We start from the raw sequence: 16442 nt of genomic DNA on the forward strand, positions 1-16442 counted from the left end.
ACCGTGGACACATGCGCTAGAATTGTCCCTCGAACCGTGCCCGGAGAGGATGATGGACCCGCGTCTGCGCGAAATTCCTTACAACTACACCTCCTTGTCCGACCGTGAGATCGTGATCCGGTTGTTGGGCGAGGAAGCCTGGGCGATCCTGGAGGCCCTGCGCGGTGAGCGCGTCACCGGGCGCTCGGCGCGCATGCTCTTCGAGATCCTCGGCGACATCTGGGTGGTGCAGCGCAATCCCTTCCTGCTCGACGATCTGCTCGCCAACCGCAAGCGTCGCCAGGCGCTGGTCGAGGCTCTGCGCCATCGGTTGGACGAAGTAGAGAAACGGCGCATTGCCAACGCCGCCGCCGATGCCGAGCGCGCCGCGCGCGTGGCGCGTCTGGTCGAACTCACCGCCGCCGCGATCGACGTCTTCGAGCGCTCCTTCCCTGAAACCGAGCGGCTGCGCAAGGACGTGCTGCGGGTGCTGTCGCGCCACACTCGGCGCGACAACATCCGCTTCGACGGGCACGCACGCGTCTCGCACGTCACCGACGCCACCGACTGGCGGGTCGAACTGCCCTTCGTGGTGCTCACGCCGGACACCGAAGAGGAAATCGCCCCCTTGGTGCGCGGCTGCATCGAACTGGGGCTCACCATCATCCCGCGTGGCGGCGGTACCGGCTACACGGGCGGCGCCGTGCCGCTCGATGCGCGCTCGGCCGTCATCAACACGGAGAAGCTCACCTCGCTCGGCCCAGTCGAAGAAGTCGAATTGCCTGGACGCGAAGGGCCGCTGCCCCAGCGCTATCCCACCATCCGCACCGGCGCCGGCGTCGTCACACAGCGCGTGGCCGATGCCGCGACCGCCGCCGGGCGCGTCTTCGCCGTCGATCCCACCTCGGCCGAAGCCTGCTGCATCGGCGGCAACATCGCCATGAACGCCGGCGGCAAGAAGGCAGTGCTGTGGGGCACGGCGCTCGACAACCTCCTGTGGTGGAAAATGGTCACGCCCGACGGCAACTGGCTCGAAGTCGAGCGGCTCGAGCACAACCTCGGGAAAATCCACGAACAGGAGACGGTCTACTTCCGCCTGCGCCGCTTCGACGGGCTCACCTACGCGCCCTTGGGCGAAGAGATCATCAGCGCGCCGGGCGCGACGATGCGCAAACCGGGCCTGGGCAAGGACGTCACCGACAAATACCTGCACGGCATCCCCGGCATCCAGAAGGAAGGCACCGACGGCCTCATCGTGGCCGCCCGCTGGGTGCTGCACAAGATGCCGCCGGTCACGCGCACCGTCTGCCTCGAATTCTTCGGTCAGGTGCGCGACGCGGTGCCGGCCATCGTCGAGATCACCGACTATTTCAAACCCGGCGGCGGAGGGCACGCGGCCGGGGTGCAACTGGCCGGCCTCGAGCACCTCGACGAGCGCTACGTCAAAGCCGTGGGCTATACCACCAAGGCCAAGCGCCGCGGCCGCCCGAAGATGGTGCTGGTGGGCGACATCGTCGGTCACGACGAAGAAGCAGTGATGCGCGCCGCCTCCGAAGTGGTGCGGATGTGCAACAAGCGCGATGCCGAAGGGTTCATCGCGGTGACCCCGGAGCAGCGCAAGCGATTCTGGCTCGAACGTTCCCGCACCGCGGCCATTTCCCGGCATACCAACGCCTTCAAGATCAACGAAGACGTCGTCATCCCTCTGCCCAAGATGGGCGAGTACTGCGACGCCGTCGAGCGCATCAACATCGAGCTGTCGCTAGACAACAAGCTCGCCCTGTGCGACCGGCTCGAAGCCTTTCTGCGTGAACCCAAACTGCCGCTCGATCCGGGCGATGCCGATGTGCCGCCGGAGACGCTCATCGGCGAGAAGCGCGAGCTCGCGCTCGAGCTCGTCGACGCGGTGCGCCGGCGCTGGCGCTGGCTGCGGGACAACCTCGACCTGCCGCTCGCCGAGGCCGAACGGCACTTCGCCGAATACGGCATCGAGGCGGGCGAGCTCACCAACCGCGCCGAAGCGCCCACGCTCTTCCACCGCCTTCAGGATTATTCCATACGCATATCCTGGAAGCGCGAGCTGCGCCCGGGGCTCATGCGCCTTTTCGACGGCGACGTCTTCCGCCCCACTCGCGAGCGCATCCTCGAGCTCCACCAGCAGGTCAAACGCGGACGGCTCTTCGTGGCGCTGCACATGCACGCCGGCGACGGCAACGTGCACACCAACATCCCGGTCAATTCCGACGATTATGAAATGCTGCAGACCGCCAACCGCGTAGTCGACCGCATCATGGCGGTGGCGAAGTCACTCGGCGGGGTCATCTCCGGCGAGCATGGCATCGGCATCACCAAGATCGACTATCTCGACGAGGAGCAGCTTCGCCCCTTCTGGGACTACAAACGCCGCATCGATCCCAAAGGCGCGTTCAACCGCGGCAAGCTCATGCCCGGCGGCAACCTGGCCCGCGCTTATACGCCTTCTTTCAACCTGCTCGGTCACGAATCGCTCATCATGGAGCAGACCGAGATCGGGGCGATCGCCGACGACATCAAATCCTGCCTGCGCTGCGGCAAATGCAAGCCCGTGTGCTCGACGCACGTGCCGCGCGCCAATCTCCTCTACAGCCCGCGCGACAAGATCCTCTCCACCTCGCAGCTGATCGAGGCGCTGCTCTACGAGGAGCAGACGCGCCGCGGCGTGTCGCTGGCCCACTGGGCCGAGTTCGAGGACATCGGCGATCACTGCACCGTCTGCCACAAGTGCGAGAAACCCTGCCCGGTCGACATCGACTTCGGCGACGTCTCCATCAAGATGCGGAACCTCCTGCGCAAGCAGGGGAAAAACTCCTTCAACCCGGGCACGAAGGCGGCGATGCTGCTGCTCACGGTCAAGGATCCGACCACGGTCAAGCTCGTGCGCAAGACCATGGTCGAGTGGGGCTACAAGGCGCAGCGCCTGGCACACCAGTGGGCCAAGCGCCTCGGGCTCATCCAGGAGCAGACGCGCCGCCCGCCGCTCACGGTGGGCAAGCCGCCGATCCGCGAGCAGGTGATCCACTTCGTGAACAAACCGATGCCGGGTAATCTTCCCAAGCGCACGGCGCGGCAACTCCTCGACATCGAGGATCAGACGGTGATCCCCGTGATCCGCAACCCCCAGGTGCCGGCGAGCGACTCGGACGCCGTTTTCTACTTCCCCGGTTGCGGCTCCGAGCGGCTCTTCAGCCAGGTGGGGCTGGCCACCCAGGCCATGCTCTATCACGTCGGCGCCACCACGGTGCTGCCGCCGGGCTACCTCTGCTGCGGCTACCCGCAGACCGCCGCCGGCAACGACGACAAGGGGCAGCGCATCACCACCGAGAACCGCGTGCTCTTCCACCGGGTGGCCAACACGCTCAACTACCTCGACATCAAGACGGTGGTCGTCTCCTGCGGCACCTGCATGGACCAGCTGCTCGACTACCACTTCGAGCAGATCTTCCCCGGCTGCCGGCTGCTCGACATCCACGAATACCTGATGGAGAAAGGCATCCGGCTCGACGGCATCCCCGGCGTGCGCTATATGTATCACGAGCCCTGCCACACGCCGATGAAGCAATACGCGGGCATCGAGGTGACGAAAAAGCTGTTGGGCACGGAGGTCGCACTCAACGACCGTTGCTGCGGCGAATCGGGAACGCTCGCCGTCACGCGGCCGGACGTGTCGACGCAAGTGCGTTTCCGCAAGCAGGAAGAACTGGAGAAGGACGCCGCACGGCTTCGCGCCGACGCCGCGCCCGGCACCCCGGTGAAGGTGCTCACTTCCTGCCCCAGCTGCCTGCAGGGGTTGCACCGCTTCAGCAACGACGCCGGGGGGCTCGATGCCGACTACGTGGTGGTGGAACTCGCCAAGCACCTGCTCGGCCCCGATTGGCTCGAGCGCTATGTCGAATCCGCCAACCGCGGCGGAATCGAGCGCGTGCTCCTGTGAGCCTCGGCAGCCCGTCCCACCCGGACGGGCTGCGAGGGGATCATCGCCCCGGCTGGCGCGCTTTCAGGGCCTCTTCGAGCTCGCGGCGCTCGGCGGCGAGGCGTTTCGCCGCTGCCTCGCGCTCTTCTTGCAGGCGCCGCACCGCCGTTTCCACCGCTTCAGGGTCCGCCTTTTCCGCCGGCATCTCGCGTATCTGGTCGATCTGCCGATCGTAGCCGGCCAGCTGCGCATCGCGCCAGGCATCGAACGCCTCTAAGGTGGGGAATGCCTGTAGCAGGCGCTCGTGCTTACGTCGCAGCATCCGTTCCTGCGCCGAGAGATCCTCCGAATCGTCCGACATCCGATGGCGCGCCCGCTCGGCATCCGGATCGACTACTTTGCGTACCACGCCGCTGGCATCGATCAGCCAGTATTTGCGTCCATAACACTCGGCGGGCAGAGGATTCCCACACACTCTCCGTCCGTTGACGTCGTCACAGCACGCCACTCCCTCCCGCGCACTTGCCGTCCCGACGACGAGCATGCCCAACAATCCCCCAGCCAACACCCCGCGCCAGATTCGCCGCCCCATCGCTCTCAGCCCTCATGGCCCCATCCAGGCATGATATGCGAAACAGGCGATCCATGCCATGCCTGAACGATCACGCCGGCGCATTTTTTCGGATCCACGCTCGGTCATGCGCGGCGCGCCGCCACCCTACACGCCGTAACGCTCACGATACGCCCGCACCGCCGGCAAGTGCTCGCGCAGCCGTGGATCGTCGGCGAGCAGCGCGAGCAGATCTTCGAGCGTGGCCACGGCGATCACGGGGATGCCGAAGCGCCGACTCACTTCCTGGGCTGCCGACTCCTCGCCTTCGCCACGCTCCATGCGGTCGAGCGCGATCACGACGCCCGCCGGCTCCGCGCCGTGGGCCCGGATGAGCTCTATCGAGGCGCGCACCGAGGTCCCCGCCGAGATCACGTCATCGACGATGAGGATGCGGCCGCGCAGCGGCGCGCCGATGAGCCGCCCGCCCTCGCCGTGGTCCTTGGCTTCCTTGCGATCGAAGGAAAAAGGCTTGTCGAGCCCCCGCTCGGCGAGCCGGATCGCCACGCCCGTCACCAAGGGGATGCCCTTGTAGGCCGGCCCGAAGAGGCCGTCGAAGGCGATGCCGCTCGCAAGGATCGCTTCGACGTAGAAGCCGCACAGTGCGCGAAACGAGGCGCCGTCATCGAAGAGCCCCGAGTTGAAGAAGTAGGGTGAATGGCGCCCCGCCTTGGTGACGAATTCGCCGAAGCGCAGTACCCCCTTCTCGCAGGCCAGGCGCAGGAATTCCCGGCTAAAATTCACGGATTTCCCCTTTTTTACTAGATGTGACGGGCGGCAATGGTACGCGCCCACCCGCCTCGCCGCAAGCCATCCCGGAGACGACATGACGCTGCGCATCCTCACGCTGAACCTCAACGGCATCCGTTCCGCCGCCGACAAAGGCTTCTTCCGCTGGCTGCCCACCCAAGATGCCGACATCGTCGCCGTGCAGGAGCTCAAGGCGCAGGAAAAAGACCTCAGCGAAGAGATGCGCCACCCCGACGGCTACACCGGGTACTTCCATTTCGCCGAGAAGAAGGGGTACGCCGGCGTCGGCCTCTACCTGCGCCAGCCCCCGCTCGAACTCGTCGCTGGCATCGGCGAGCCGGAGTTCGACGCCGAAGGGCGCTATCTCGAAGCCATCTATCCCGGTCTCTCGGTGGTCTCGCTCTATCTGCCCTCCGGCTCGGCCGGCCCGGAACGGCAGGCGTCCAAATTCCGTTTCATGGACGCCTTCTTTCTCAAGCTGCGCGAACTGCGCCACTGCGGCCGCGAAGTCGTGATCTGCGGCGACTGGAACATCGCCCACACCGAGAAGGACCTCAAAAACTGGCGCAGCAACCAGAAACACTCCGGGTTTCTCCCCGAAGAACGGGCCTGGCTCAGCCGCGTGTTCGACGAGCTGGGCTGGATCGACGTCTACCGTCACCTCTACCCCGAGGCCACCGAAGAAGGCTACACCTGGTGGTCCAACCGCGGGCGCGCGTGGGAAAAGAACGTCGGCTGGCGCATCGACTACCAGATCGCCACCCCCGGCATCGCCGCCACCGCCCGCGCCGCCCGGGTCTACAAGGACGAGCGCTTCTCCGATCACGCCCCGCTCATCGTCGACTACGACTTCGCACTCGCGCAAAATCCGCGATAATTCCCCTTTTTTCTTACGGGACCCTCGATGAACCCCAAAGTCGAAGCCATGCGCCGCGTGCTCGCCGAGGCTGAGTGCATCGCCGATTCCAGCCAAGTGCAGCGCGCCATCGACCGCGTCGCCGCCGAGATCACGGAAGTGCTCGCCGAACGCGACCCGCTCGTGTATGTGGTCATGAAAGGCGCCGTCGTCTTCGCCGGCCAGATCCTGCCGCGGCTGCGCTTTCCGCTGGAAGTCGCCTATCTGCACGCCACGCGCTACCATGACACCACCGCCGGCAGCCGGCTGGAGTGGCGGGTGGAACCCACCGCGCCCATCGAGGGACGCCCCGTGCTCGTGCTCGACGACATCCTCGATGAAGGCTATACGCTCGCCGCGGTGATGCAGCGGCTGCGCGACGAAGGCGCCGAGGACGTCTATCTCGCGGTGCTCTGCCACAAGCTGCACGAACGCAAAGCCTATCCCGGCATGCGGGCCCACTTCACCGGTCTGGAAATCCCCGATCGCTACGTCTTCGGCTACGGCATGGACTATAAAGGGTACTGGCGCAACGCCGACGGCATCTACGCCGTACGGGAATCGTAAGGAAAACTCGCCATGCTCGTCACCTTCAAATCGGAAGCCGACGCCGACATCGTCATGTACCGCAAGCACGCCGAGCCCATCCTGCAGATGCTCGGCAAGGACGTCGAACGCGGCATCCTCACGCCCGAAGAGTTACCACGAGCCATCGCCCAGCTCGAAGCCGCGATCGAGGCCGACCGCCAGGCGCACCCTGGCCTGGACGAGACCGAGGAAGAAAAGGCCAAGGAAGAAGGCAAGGAGCCGCCGGTGGAATTCCACCGCCGCGCTTGGCCGCTGCTGCAGATGATGAAGCGCGCACTCGCCGAGAAAAAGCCCGTCGTCTGGGGCGTGTGAGCGTTCACGCTCGCTCGAGCGAACGCACCCCTTCCCGCCCGACCAGCACCGGTTCCACCTCCAACTCCACGCCGAAGCGCTCGGCCACCGCCTCGCGCACGCGCCGCGCGAGCGCGAGAAAATCCGCGCCCGTCGCCCCGCCTGCGTTACACAGCACCAGCGCCTGGCGCTCATGCACCATCGCCCCGCCTTCGCGTACCCCCTTGAGGCCGCAGCGCTCGATCATCCAGCCCGCGGCGAGCTTCACGCGCCCATCCGGCTGGGGATGGCGCGGCAGATCGGGATGGAGCGCCGCCAGGCGTTCGGCTACTGCGGGCGAGACCAGCGGGTTCTTGAAGAAACTGCCGACGTTACCCTGCACGCGAGGATCGGGGAGCTTGCGCGCCCGGATCTCGGCCACCGCCGCATAGACGTCCGCCGGTGAGACGCGTTGCGCTCGCCCGCCGAACCACCGCTGCAGGTCGGGATAGTCGAGCCGCGGCGGCTCGTCCCGCGGCAGGCGAAAAACCACGGCCGTGATCACGCGTGAGGATTCCTCCGCCGCCTTGAAGCGGCTCGTGCGGTAGCCGAAGCCGCACTCGTCGGCAGAAAGCGTCCACGCCAGCCCCGTGTCGCGATCCACCCCCTCGACCCAGGCGATGCGCTCGCCCACCTCCAGCCCGTAGGCACCGACGTTTTGCACCGGCACGGCCCCCACGCTACCGGGAATGGCCGCGAGGTTCTCCAGGCCACCCCAGCCTTGCGTCACGCACCAGCGCACGAACCCGTCCCACGGCTCCCCGGCGGCGGCGCGCACGAACCGCGCTCCGCCCTCCTCGCCCAGCAATTCACGTCCGCGGGTGGCCAAGCGCACCACCCGGCCAGCGAAATCTTCGAGGAAGACGACGTTACTGCCCCCGCCGAGCACGAGCTCCGGCATCGGCGCGGCTTCGCGTCGTTCCAGCCAGCGGGCGATATCCGCTTCGTCTTCCAGCACGAGCAGCTCCTGCGCCCTGACGGGCACCCCGAGGGTGGTCCAAGAAGAGAGATCGACCTCTACGAAGCGCTGCATCGCCGCTCCTGATCCGGCGCGATCGGGAAGATCCGGTCGTAACACCAGTTGAAGACGTAAGCATAGACGGTGTAAGCGAGCGCCAACCCCAGGTCGGCGACGAGCGCCTCGAGCCACCCCATGTCGGTCCAAGCGACGATCACCGGCAAGGTGAGGAACAAGAGCCCGCCCTCGAACCCGAGCGCCTGCACGAGGCGCCACAGAGGCGGACGCTGGTCGGCACGACGCCGCAAGAAGCGCGCCTCCAAGCGGTCGAACATCGTGTTGTAGCCCGCATTCCACAGCGCAGCGATGAGCGCGAGCAGCGCGAGCAAACCCAAGGAGTCGAGCACCGGCTCACCGCTCGCCCAGGCAAATGGCGGCGTGATCAGCAAGAGGCCACCCGCCTCGAACGCCAACACCTGGCGCACCCGATCACGCCAGGTGCGCAAGGGAACGCGTTCGTGCTCGGTCCTAACCGTTCGTTCCATCTCTTCCCACGGGAATCTTGAGGGGGAGTCTCTTTCGAATGCATTGCTGCGTAGCTTCCTCGCGGCGCGACGCGGCGCTCGGATACGCACCCGCCGGCGCGGCCGAATCCCTCGTCCCGCGCCCCGGGCGCCTTGCCCGGCAAGTGCTCGCAGAGCCCAGATTGTACCGCCCCCAGGTAAACCCTAGTTTGCAAGGAAAAACTTTTCCGCTATCCTGCCCCGCCAAGATCGGGATCCCGGGAGAAAAAGGGTGGCGATGCTCGAATTGGAAGGCATCGTGATGGCTTTCGGCGGATTTCATGCCGTCGATGGTGTTACGCTCAGCGTCGAGGAAGGGCAAGTACTCGGGCTCATCGGCCCCAACGGTGCCGGCAAGACGACGCTCTTCAACGTGATCGCCGGGGCCTATGCCCCCACGGCCGGCACCATCCGTTTCCTGGGGGAAGACATCACCCGGCTGCGCACCGACGAGCGCTTCCACAAGGGGCTGGTGCGCACTTTCCAGATTCCACACGAATTCCATCGCTTGAGCGTGCTGGAAAACCTCATGGTGGTGCCGCCTCGCCAGCCCGGCGAGAACCTCTTCGCCAACTGGTTCGACTGGCGCCGGGTGCGCCGCGTGGAAGAAGAAGTGCGGCAGAAAGCGATCGAGGTCCTCGCCTTTCTCGAACTCACCCACGTGGCCAACGAGCGCGCCGGCCACCTCTCCGGTGGGCAGAAGAAACTGCTGGAGCTCGGGCGTACCATGATGACCGACGCCAAGCTGGTGCTGCTCGACGAACCGGCCGCCGGAGTCAACCGCACGCTACTGCGCAAGCTCGAGGAGAAGATCCAGATCCTCAACCGGGAGTGGGGCTACACCTTCATCCTCATCGAACACGACATGGAGATGATCGCCAAACTCTGCCACCCCGTCGTCTGCATGGCCGAGGGCAAGGTGCTCACGCAAGGCGAATTCCTCGACGTGCGCAACGATCCGCGCGTGCTCGAAGCCTACCTGGGCGAGACGGTGACGGAGGAGCCCGCATGACCCACACTCCCTCCCTGGATCGTCCTCAGCCCATCCTCATCATGCACCAGGTGCGCGGCGGCTATGGCGATGCCGACATCCTGCAGGGCGTCTCGCTCACGGTGATGCCGCAAGAGATCGTCGTCATCGTCGGGCCCAACGGCGCGGGCAAATCGACGGCGATGAAAGCGGTGTTCGGGCTGGTGCGCATCCGCAGCGGGGCCATCGTCTTCGAAGGCGAAGACATCACCGGCTGGAGCCCGGATCGCATCGTGCGCCGCGGCATCTCCTACGTACCCCAGGTCGACAACGTCTTTCGCGAAATGACGGTGCATGAGAACCTGGAAATGGGTGCTTTTCTCGCCAAAGGGGATCTGAGCGCGGCCTACGATCGCATCTATGCCCTTTTCCCCGATCTGAAGACCAAACGCCACGCGCTCGCCGGCGACCTCTCGGGCGGACAGCGCCAGATGGTGGCCATGGGCCGCGCGCTCATGCTCGACCCCAAGCTCCTGCTGCTCGACGAACCCACCGCCGGGCTCTCCCCCAAGTACATGGAGCAGATCTTCCAAATCTGCCGTGACGTACGCGACTCGGGCGTCTCGATCCTGCTCGTGGAACAGCACGCCAAGCAGGCGCTCGCCTTCTGCGATCGCGGCTACGTGCTCGCCACCGGAGCCAATCGTTTCGAAGGCTCGGGCCGCGCGATCCTCGAAGATCCCGAAATCGCCCAGATGTTCCTCGGAGGATGAAGGGTTCCTCATGCTCGAATTCATCAATTTCTACATCATTCCCGGGATCGTGATCGGCGCGATCTATGCGCTGGGCGCCATCGGCATCACGCTCATTTTCGGCATCCTGCGCTTTGGCCATTTCGCCCATGGCGACCTCGCCACCACCGGGGCCTATCTCGCGCTAGGCGTGACGACCCTCATCGGGCTCACCCCCTGGCTCTCGCTGCCGGTGGCGATGATCCTCACGGCGCTGCTCGCCTACGGCATCCACCGCCTCTTCTATCGTCATCTCGAAGCCCGGCCCAAGATCCTCACGGTGATGGCCTCGCTCGGCATCGGCATGATGCTACGCTCGGTCGTACAGGTGGCTTGGGGCGTGGATCCACTCGCCTACGGTAGCGGCATCGCCCGGGCCCAATCCTTCGCGGGCCTGATGCTACGCCCCCGCGAGATCGCCACCCTCGCCCTCACGCTCGCCCTGGTGGCGACACTGCTCGCTTTCCTGCGCTACAGCAAATGGGGCAAAGCGATGCGAGCGATGTCGGACAACCCCGACCTCGCGCGCCTGTGCGGCGTCGATAACGACCGGGTCACGCGGCTCACTTGGTTCATCGTCGGTGCGCTCGCGGCCGCCTCCGGTTTCTGCCTGGGCATCAACACCGAACTCACCACCATGATGGGCTGGTCGGCGATGCTGTCGATGTTCGCCGCGGCGGTGCTCGGCGGCGTGGGGCGCGTCGAAGGCGCGGTGGTGGGCGGCCTGGTGATCGGGCTCGCCGAAGAACTCTCGGTGCTCCTCGTACCCAGCCCCTACAAATCGGCCACCGCCTTCGTCATCCTGCTCGCCATCCTGCTGCTGCGGCCGCAGGGCATCTTCAAGGGCAAAGTGCTGTAAGGAGCGACATCATGGCCTCGATCGGCCTCATCAACTACGCCACCTTCATGGGCACCATGATCGGCATTTACGGCATCCTCGCCCTGGGCCTGAACGTGCAATGGGGCGTGACCGGGCTCTTCAATGCGGGCATCGCCGGATTCTTCGCCGTGGGTGCCTACCTCTCGGCGCTCCTCACCGCCCCGCCCTCGCCCGAGCGCATCATGGGCTGGGAGCTCCCCGTGCTCGTCGGCTGGCTCGGCGCCATGGCCGGCGCCGCCCTCATCGCCTGGCCGATCGGACGCGTCTGCCTGCGTTTCCGCTCGGATTACCTGGCGATCGCCACCATCGGCGTGGCCGAGGTGATCCGCCTGGTGCTGCGCACCGAGGAAACGCTCTCCGGCGGCGCCCGCGGCATCACCGGCGTTCCTCGTCCCTTCGGCGGCCTCGAATACTCGCTGTCGCAATTCGCCTATTTCGCCTTGGTGATCGCCGTACTCCTCATGGTCTACTGGGCGCTGGAGCGGCAGCTCACCGCCCCCTGGGGAAGGATGATGAAGGCGATCCGCGACAACGAGCAGGCCGCCGCCGCCATGGGTAAGGACGTCGAACGCCGCCGACTGGAATCCTTCGTGCTCGGCGCAGCGATCATGGGCCTGGCCGGGGCGCTCTACGTCCACTTCATGCGCGCGATCACGCCCGAGGCCATCGACCCCATGATTGCCACCTTTCTCGTGTGGATCATGCTGATCCTGGGCGGCTCGGGCAACAACCGCGGCGCCATTCTCGGGGCCGTGATCATCTGGCTCATCTGGTCGATGTCGGAATTCATCACCGACCAGCTCCCCGCCGACGTCGCCACTCAGGCGAAATACGTGCGCGTCTTCCTCATCGGTTTGATGCTGCAGCTCATCCTGCGCTTCCGTCCGGAAGGATTGCTCCCCGAGGAGAGCGTACAGCGGACTTCGCATCTTGCCCCGCCACGATCCTAGGCGCTTCGAGCAAGCCGCACGAGCGGACATCCAAGGCTCGACGCGCGATGGGTTCTTCGAAACGCCCTCTCGTCTAAAATGATTGTGCTGACCAACCCCGGAAGGAGACCCGAAATGAACAAAACCCGCGCTTCGATCCTCACGCTCGCGCTTGCTGGAGCGCTCGCCACCGCCCCGGCATGGGCTCAGAACGTGAAAGTAGCCTATCTCGTCGGCATCACCGGACCGATCGCCGGCATGGCGCCCACCATGGTGCAATCGATGAAGTTCGCGGCCGAACAGGTCAATGCCCAGGGAGGCATCGGCAATGGCGGCAAGATCGACCCGCAGGTGTACGATTCCGGCTGCAACCCGCAGCTCGCCACCGACGCGGCCACCAAGGCGGTCAACGTCAACGGCGTGATCGGCATGGTCGGGCCGTCATGCTCCGGACCGGTGATCGCCGTGGCCAATTCCGTCACCGTTCCGGCCGGAGTGCTCCTCATCACCTCGTCGGGCACTTCACCCAAGATCAGCACGCTGGACGACAAGGACCTCGTCTTCCGTACCGTCGCCTCCGACGACTACCAAGGACGGGCGTTGGCGCGCACGCTCAAGGCCCGAGGCACCGACAAGGTGGCCGTAACCTACCTCAACAACGACTACGGCCTGGGGTTGGCCGAGGCATTCAGCGACGAATTCAAGAAACTCGGCGGCACGGTCACGGCCAGCCGGGCGCATGAGGACAAGAAAGCCTCCTACCGTTCGGATCTGGCCGAGCTCGCCAAGGGCGGTGCCGACACCCTGGTGGTGTTCGCCTATGGCAACTCCTCCGGGCTCACCATCGTCCGTCAGGCACTGGAAAACGGATTCTTCAAGAACTTCGTCGGCGCCGACGGCATGCGTGACGAGAACATGATCAAGACCCTGGGTGCGGAGAACCTCAAAACCTTCCTCGTCTCCGCACCGGCCGGGGCGACGGGCGCCGGGTTCGAGAAGTTCAGCAAGGACTTCAAGGCCGCCGGTGGCGACCCCAACGGAACCTTCGCCGCCACGAGCTACGACGCAGCCTTCCTGATGGCGCTGGCGATCGAGAAGGCCGGGGGCGACAAGGCCAAGCTCTCCCAGGCGCTGCGTGAAGTCGCCACCGCCCCAGGCGAGCCCATCCTCCCCGGCGAGTGGACCAAAGCGAAGCAACTGATCGCCGAAGGCAAGGACATCGACTACAAAGGAGCCGCCGGCGATCACGAGTTCGACGCCAACGGCGACGTGCCGGGCGACTACATCCTCTACAAGGTGAGCGGCAATACCTTCGCCGAGATCGAACGCATGAAATGATTACCCGCACCGCCGTGGCGCATACGCCCGCGGCGGCGGGTCAACCGAATACCTGACGGTGCTCGCGCGTGGCGCGGAACTGCACCGTCGGGTATTTTTCCATCGTCACCTCCAGGTTGTAGCGCGACGAGGCGAGATACACCGGGTTGCCGTCGATGTCGCGTGCAAGGCGCATGGCTTGTTCCCGCTCGAAGCGCGCGCGCGTGGCCTCGTCCGGATACACCAGCCAGCGGGCGGTGTGGATCTCCGCCGGCTCGAAGAGCGCCTGCACCCCGTACTCGCTGCGCAGCCGCTCGGCCACGATCTCGAACTGCAGCGTCCCGACCGCGCCGAGCAGGAGCTGCCCGCCCTCGAGCTCGAACACCTGGATCGCCCCTTCTTCCCCCAGTTCCTTCAAGCCCTTGTGCAGCTGCTTGGCCTTGAGGGGATCGCGCAGCCGCGCCATGCGAAAGAGCTCCGGCGCGAAGTAAGGAATGCCGGTAAAGCCGAGCATTTCGCCTTCGGTGAGGGTGTCGCCGATCTGCAGCTGACCGTGGTTGTGGATGCCGATGATGTCGCCGGCAAAGGCCTCTTCCTGGATCGCCCGCTCGTTGGCCATGAAGGTGATGGCGTTGGCGAGCCGCATCTCGCGCCCGGCGCGCACGTGCCAGGCTTTCATCCCGTTGCTGTAGCGTCCGGAGCAGACACGGAAGAATGCGATGCGGTCGCGGTGCTTCGGATCCATGTTCGCCTGAATCTTGAACACGAACCCGGAGAACTTCTCCTCGGCGGGCAGGACCAGCCGCACGCCGGCGTCGCGCGGCTGCGGCGGCGGGGCCCAGTCGATGAGCGCTTGCAGCACTTCCTGCACCCCGAAATTGTTGATCGCCGAACCGAAGAAGACCGGCGTCTGTCGCCCGGCAAGGAATTCGCCCAGGGCGAAGGGTGAGAGCGCCTCGCGCGCGAGCGCCACCGCCTCGCGCATCGCCCCCACTTCGGCGGGAAAGCGCGCATCGAGCTCGGGATTGGCAAGCCCTGTGATCACCTCGGCCTCGACGCGCTTCTCCTCGCCTGGGCGAAACACGAGCGTACGGTCGTGCAGCAGGTGATACACCCCGCGAAAAGCCTTGCCGCTGCCGATGGGCCAGGTGATGGGGGCGCAGTCGATTTTGAGCACCGACTCGATCTCGTCGAGCAGCTCGAAGGGCTCGCGCACCTCGCGGTCCATCTTGTTGATGAAGGTGATGATGGGCGTGTCGCGCAGGCGGCACACTTCCAGCAGCTTGATCGTCTGCGCCTCCACCCCCTTGGCCGCGTCGATCACCATCACGGCGCAGTCGACCGCGGTGAGCACGCGGTAGGTATCCTCGGAGAAATCCTGGTGACCGGGGGTGTCGAGCAGGTTGATCACATGCCCGTCGTACTCGAACTGCATCACGGAGGAAGTCACCGAGATGCCGCGCTGTTTCTCCACCTCCATCCAGTCGGAGGTGGCGTGCCGCGCCGACTTGCGCGCCTTCACGGTACCGGCCAGTTGAATCGCTCCGCCAAAGAGGAGCAGCTTCTCGGTGAGGGTGGTCTTGCCCGCGTCCGGGTGCGCGATGATGCCGAAGGTACGCCGCCGTGCCACCTCCTGCGCCAGCCGTTCTGCCAATGCGTCGCCCATGTCCGTCTTTTCTGGGAAAATCGCTCATTTTAGCAGCAGGAACGTCCACCATGATCCGCTTCGGCCTCGACCGACTCCTCGCAGAACCCGAACTGCGCCGCCCGCTCGCTGGTCGACGGGTGGCGCTCCTGGCGCACCCGGCCTCCGTCACGCGCGACCTGGTGCACGCCGCCGACGCCCTCGCGGCGCTGCCGGAGGTGCGGCTCACCGCGCTTTTTGGCCCGCAGCACGGCGCGCGCGGCGACAAGCAGGACAACATGGTCGAGTCGCCCGACGAGTTCGACGCGCGCCTGGGCATTCCCGTCTTCAGCCTCTACGGCGCGGTGCGCCGCCCCACCCCGGCGATGATGGACACCTTCGACGTGCTGCTGGTCGATCTGCAGGATCTCGGCTGCCGCGTCTACACCTATCTCACCACCCTGCGCTACGTGCTGGAAGCGGCCGCCGCGCACGGCAAGAGCGTGTGGGTGCTCGACCGGCCCAATCCGCTCGGGCGCGGCGTCGAGGGGGGGCTGCTGCAGCCGGGCTGGGAGAGCTTCGTCGGCGCCGGGAGCCTTCCCATGCGCCACGGCCTGACGTTGGGCGAGGCCGGGCGCTGGTTCATCGCCACCCTGGGGCTCGACCTCGACTATCGCGTGGTATCGCTCGAAGGCTGGGACCCGGACGCCGCCCCCAGCTACGGCTGGCCGCTGGGCGAGCGCACCTGGATCAATCCCAGCCCCAACGCCCCTACCCCCTGGATGGCGCGCTGCTATCCCGGTACCGTGCTCATCGAGGGCACCACGCTCTCCGAAGGGCGCGGCACCACCCGTCCCTTGGAAGGGTTTGGCGCCCCCTGGATCGATCCCTGGCGGCTGCTCGCAGAAATGGAAACGCTCGCCCCGCAGTGGCTGGCAGGCTGCCGCCTGCGCCCCTTTTTCTTCGAGCCGACTTTCCACAAATACGCAGGCGAGCGCTGCGGCGGAATCATGATCCACGTGGAAGACCCGGCGCACTACGATCCCCGCCGTTTCCGCCCCTGGCGCCTGGTAGCGCTCACCCTCAAGGCGCTGCGCCGGCTCCATCCGGATCGGCCGCTCTGGCATGCCGACCCCTACGAGTACGAATACGAACGCCTGGCGATCGATCTCATCGACGGCGGTCCGCGCCTGCGACAGTGGATCGAGGACGAAGCGGCCGCGCCAGCCGATCTCGACGCGATGATCGAGCCGGAAGAGCGCGCCTGGGCCGAGATTCGTGCCCCTTTCCTGCTCTGACGCCATTCGCT

15 protein-coding genes are annotated in these 16442 nt (G+C 66.0%); 10 read left to right on the top strand and 5 right to left on the bottom strand.

Translation table 11 applies throughout. From position 1 onward, the window contains the following. Positions 1-52: 52 nt before the first annotated feature. Entirely contained in the window at positions 53-3949 is a 3897-nt protein-coding gene (locus EPD80_RS03860; protein ID WP_142809860.1) for a DUF3683 domain-containing protein, read from the top strand. Between the two features lie 40 nt (positions 3950-3989). Here the strand turns inward: EPD80_RS03860 and EPD80_RS03865 are convergent, their stop codons facing one another. Together EPD80_RS03865 and pyrE are read right to left on the bottom strand one after the other, a co-directional pair. Next, positions 3990-4520: a hypothetical protein gene (locus tag EPD80_RS03865; RefSeq protein ID WP_142809580.1), complete on the bottom strand. Its 531-nt coding sequence runs from the start codon at positions 4518-4520 to the stop codon at positions 3990-3992. A 126-nt stretch (positions 4521-4646) separates the two neighbouring features. Further along, a complete protein-coding gene (gene pyrE / locus EPD80_RS03870) occupies positions 4647-5282 on the bottom strand; it encodes an orotate phosphoribosyltransferase (protein WP_142809581.1) in 636 nt (211 codons plus the stop codon). 88 nt (positions 5283-5370) lie between these two features. Between pyrE and EPD80_RS03875 the strand changes: the two genes are divergently transcribed. Genes EPD80_RS03875 through EPD80_RS03885 form a run of 3 tightly spaced genes read left to right on the top strand, consistent with a single transcriptional unit; the run spans position 5371 to position 7083 of the window. Beyond that, positions 5371-6165: an exodeoxyribonuclease III gene (locus EPD80_RS03875; protein ID WP_142809863.1), complete on the top strand. Its 795-nt coding sequence runs from the start codon at positions 5371-5373 to the stop codon at positions 6163-6165. A 27-nt stretch (positions 6166-6192) separates the two neighbouring features. Beyond that, complete coding sequence (locus tag EPD80_RS03880) at positions 6193-6750, top strand: hypoxanthine-guanine phosphoribosyltransferase (protein WP_142803710.1); 558 nt, start codon at positions 6193-6195, stop codon at positions 6748-6750. Between the two features lie 12 nt (positions 6751-6762). Beyond that, on the top strand, positions 6763-7083 hold the full coding sequence (locus EPD80_RS03885; RefSeq protein ID WP_142803711.1) for a DUF1840 domain-containing protein: 321 nt from the start codon (positions 6763-6765) through the stop codon (positions 7081-7083). A gap of 4 nt (positions 7084-7087) precedes the next feature. Here the strand turns inward: EPD80_RS03885 and murB are convergent, their stop codons facing one another. Together murB and EPD80_RS03895 are read right to left on the bottom strand one after the other, a co-directional pair. Continuing rightward, positions 7088-8134 carry a UDP-N-acetylmuramate dehydrogenase gene (gene murB / locus EPD80_RS03890; protein ID WP_142809583.1) on the bottom strand — a complete coding sequence of 349 codons (1047 nt, stop codon included), beginning with the start codon at positions 8132-8134 and terminating at the stop codon, positions 7088-7090. Beyond that, positions 8119-8604 (bottom strand): PACE efflux transporter, encoded by a 486-nt coding sequence (locus tag EPD80_RS03895; RefSeq protein ID WP_142809584.1) that lies wholly within the window; start codon positions 8602-8604, stop codon positions 8119-8121. The genes murB and EPD80_RS03895 overlap by 16 nt, the downstream gene beginning before the upstream one ends. Before the next feature lie 256 nt (positions 8605-8860). Between EPD80_RS03895 and EPD80_RS03900 the strand changes: the two genes are divergently transcribed. The 5 genes from EPD80_RS03900 to EPD80_RS03920 all read left to right on the top strand — a co-directional run bounded on the left by EPD80_RS03900 (position 8861) and on the right by EPD80_RS03920 (position 13530). Further along, complete coding sequence (locus EPD80_RS03900; RefSeq protein WP_142809865.1) at positions 8861-9634, top strand: ABC transporter ATP-binding protein; 774 nt, start codon at positions 8861-8863, stop codon at positions 9632-9634. Continuing rightward, positions 9631-10365 (top strand): ABC transporter ATP-binding protein, encoded by a 735-nt coding sequence (locus EPD80_RS03905; protein ID WP_142803715.1) that lies wholly within the window; start codon positions 9631-9633, stop codon positions 10363-10365. The genes EPD80_RS03900 and EPD80_RS03905 overlap by 4 nt, the downstream gene beginning before the upstream one ends. A 10-nt stretch (positions 10366-10375) precedes the next feature. Beyond that, the gene (locus EPD80_RS03910) at positions 10376-11242 is read left to right on the top strand and encodes a branched-chain amino acid ABC transporter permease (RefSeq protein ID WP_142809586.1); all 867 of its coding nucleotides are present in this window, start codon (positions 10376-10378) and stop codon (positions 11240-11242) included. An 11-nt stretch (positions 11243-11253) separates the two neighbouring features. Further along, positions 11254-12213, top strand: a complete 960-nt coding sequence (locus EPD80_RS03915) for a branched-chain amino acid ABC transporter permease (RefSeq protein WP_142803717.1) — start codon at positions 11254-11256, stop codon at positions 12211-12213. 114 nt (positions 12214-12327) lie between these two features. Beyond that, positions 12328-13530 (top strand): ABC transporter substrate-binding protein, encoded by a 1203-nt coding sequence (locus tag EPD80_RS03920; protein ID WP_142809588.1) that lies wholly within the window; start codon positions 12328-12330, stop codon positions 13528-13530. Between the two features lie 40 nt (positions 13531-13570). Here EPD80_RS03920 and EPD80_RS03925 read toward each other — a convergent pair whose 3' ends face one another. Beyond that, positions 13571-15175, bottom strand: coding sequence for a peptide chain release factor 3 (locus EPD80_RS03925; RefSeq protein WP_142809590.1), 1605 nt, complete (start codon positions 15173-15175; stop codon positions 13571-13573). Positions 15176-15225: 50 nt separating this feature from the next. On the opposite strand from EPD80_RS03925, the gene EPD80_RS03930 reads away from it, so the two are divergent. Continuing rightward, positions 15226-16431: an exo-beta-N-acetylmuramidase NamZ family protein gene (locus EPD80_RS03930; protein ID WP_142809592.1), complete on the top strand. Its 1206-nt coding sequence runs from the start codon at positions 15226-15228 to the stop codon at positions 16429-16431. Positions 16432-16442 lie beyond the last annotated feature (11 nt).

This window comes from Tepidiphilus olei (assembly GCF_006980705.1).
In the GTDB taxonomy this organism is placed as follows: domain Bacteria; phylum Pseudomonadota; class Gammaproteobacteria; order Burkholderiales; family Rhodocyclaceae; genus Tepidiphilus; species Tepidiphilus olei.

What these genes read in the sequence shown, in the direction of transcription:
- EPD80_RS03860 (WP_142809860.1), top strand. Translation starts at nt 53, where the DNA reads ATGGACCCGCGTCTGCGCGAAATTCCTTACAACTACACCTCCTTGTCC.
- EPD80_RS03865 (WP_142809580.1), bottom strand. Translation starts at nt 4,520, where the DNA reads ATGGGGCGGCGAATCTGGCGCGGGGTGTTGGCTGGGGGATTGTTGGGC.
- EPD80_RS03880 (WP_142803710.1), top strand. Translation starts at nt 6,193, where the DNA reads ATGAACCCCAAAGTCGAAGCCATGCGCCGCGTGCTCGCCGAGGCTGAG.
- EPD80_RS03885 (WP_142803711.1), top strand. Translation starts at nt 6,763, where the DNA reads ATGCTCGTCACCTTCAAATCGGAAGCCGACGCCGACATCGTCATGTAC.
- murB (WP_142809583.1), bottom strand. Translation starts at nt 8,134, where the DNA reads ATGCAGCGCTTCGTAGAGGTCGATCTCTCTTCTTGGACCACCCTCGGG.
- EPD80_RS03895 (WP_142809584.1), bottom strand. Translation starts at nt 8,604, where the DNA reads ATGGAACGAACGGTTAGGACCGAGCACGAACGCGTTCCCTTGCGCACC.
- EPD80_RS03900 (WP_142809865.1), top strand. Translation starts at nt 8,861, where the DNA reads ATGCTCGAATTGGAAGGCATCGTGATGGCTTTCGGCGGATTTCATGCC.
- EPD80_RS03905 (WP_142803715.1), top strand. Translation starts at nt 9,631, where the DNA reads ATGACCCACACTCCCTCCCTGGATCGTCCTCAGCCCATCCTCATCATG.
- EPD80_RS03910 (WP_142809586.1), top strand. Translation starts at nt 10,376, where the DNA reads ATGCTCGAATTCATCAATTTCTACATCATTCCCGGGATCGTGATCGGC.
- EPD80_RS03915 (WP_142803717.1), top strand. Translation starts at nt 11,254, where the DNA reads ATGGCCTCGATCGGCCTCATCAACTACGCCACCTTCATGGGCACCATG.
- EPD80_RS03920 (WP_142809588.1), top strand. Translation starts at nt 12,328, where the DNA reads ATGAACAAAACCCGCGCTTCGATCCTCACGCTCGCGCTTGCTGGAGCG.
- EPD80_RS03925 (WP_142809590.1), bottom strand. Translation starts at nt 15,175, where the DNA reads ATGGGCGACGCATTGGCAGAACGGCTGGCGCAGGAGGTGGCACGGCGG.
- EPD80_RS03930 (WP_142809592.1), top strand. Translation starts at nt 15,226, where the DNA reads ATGATCCGCTTCGGCCTCGACCGACTCCTCGCAGAACCCGAACTGCGC.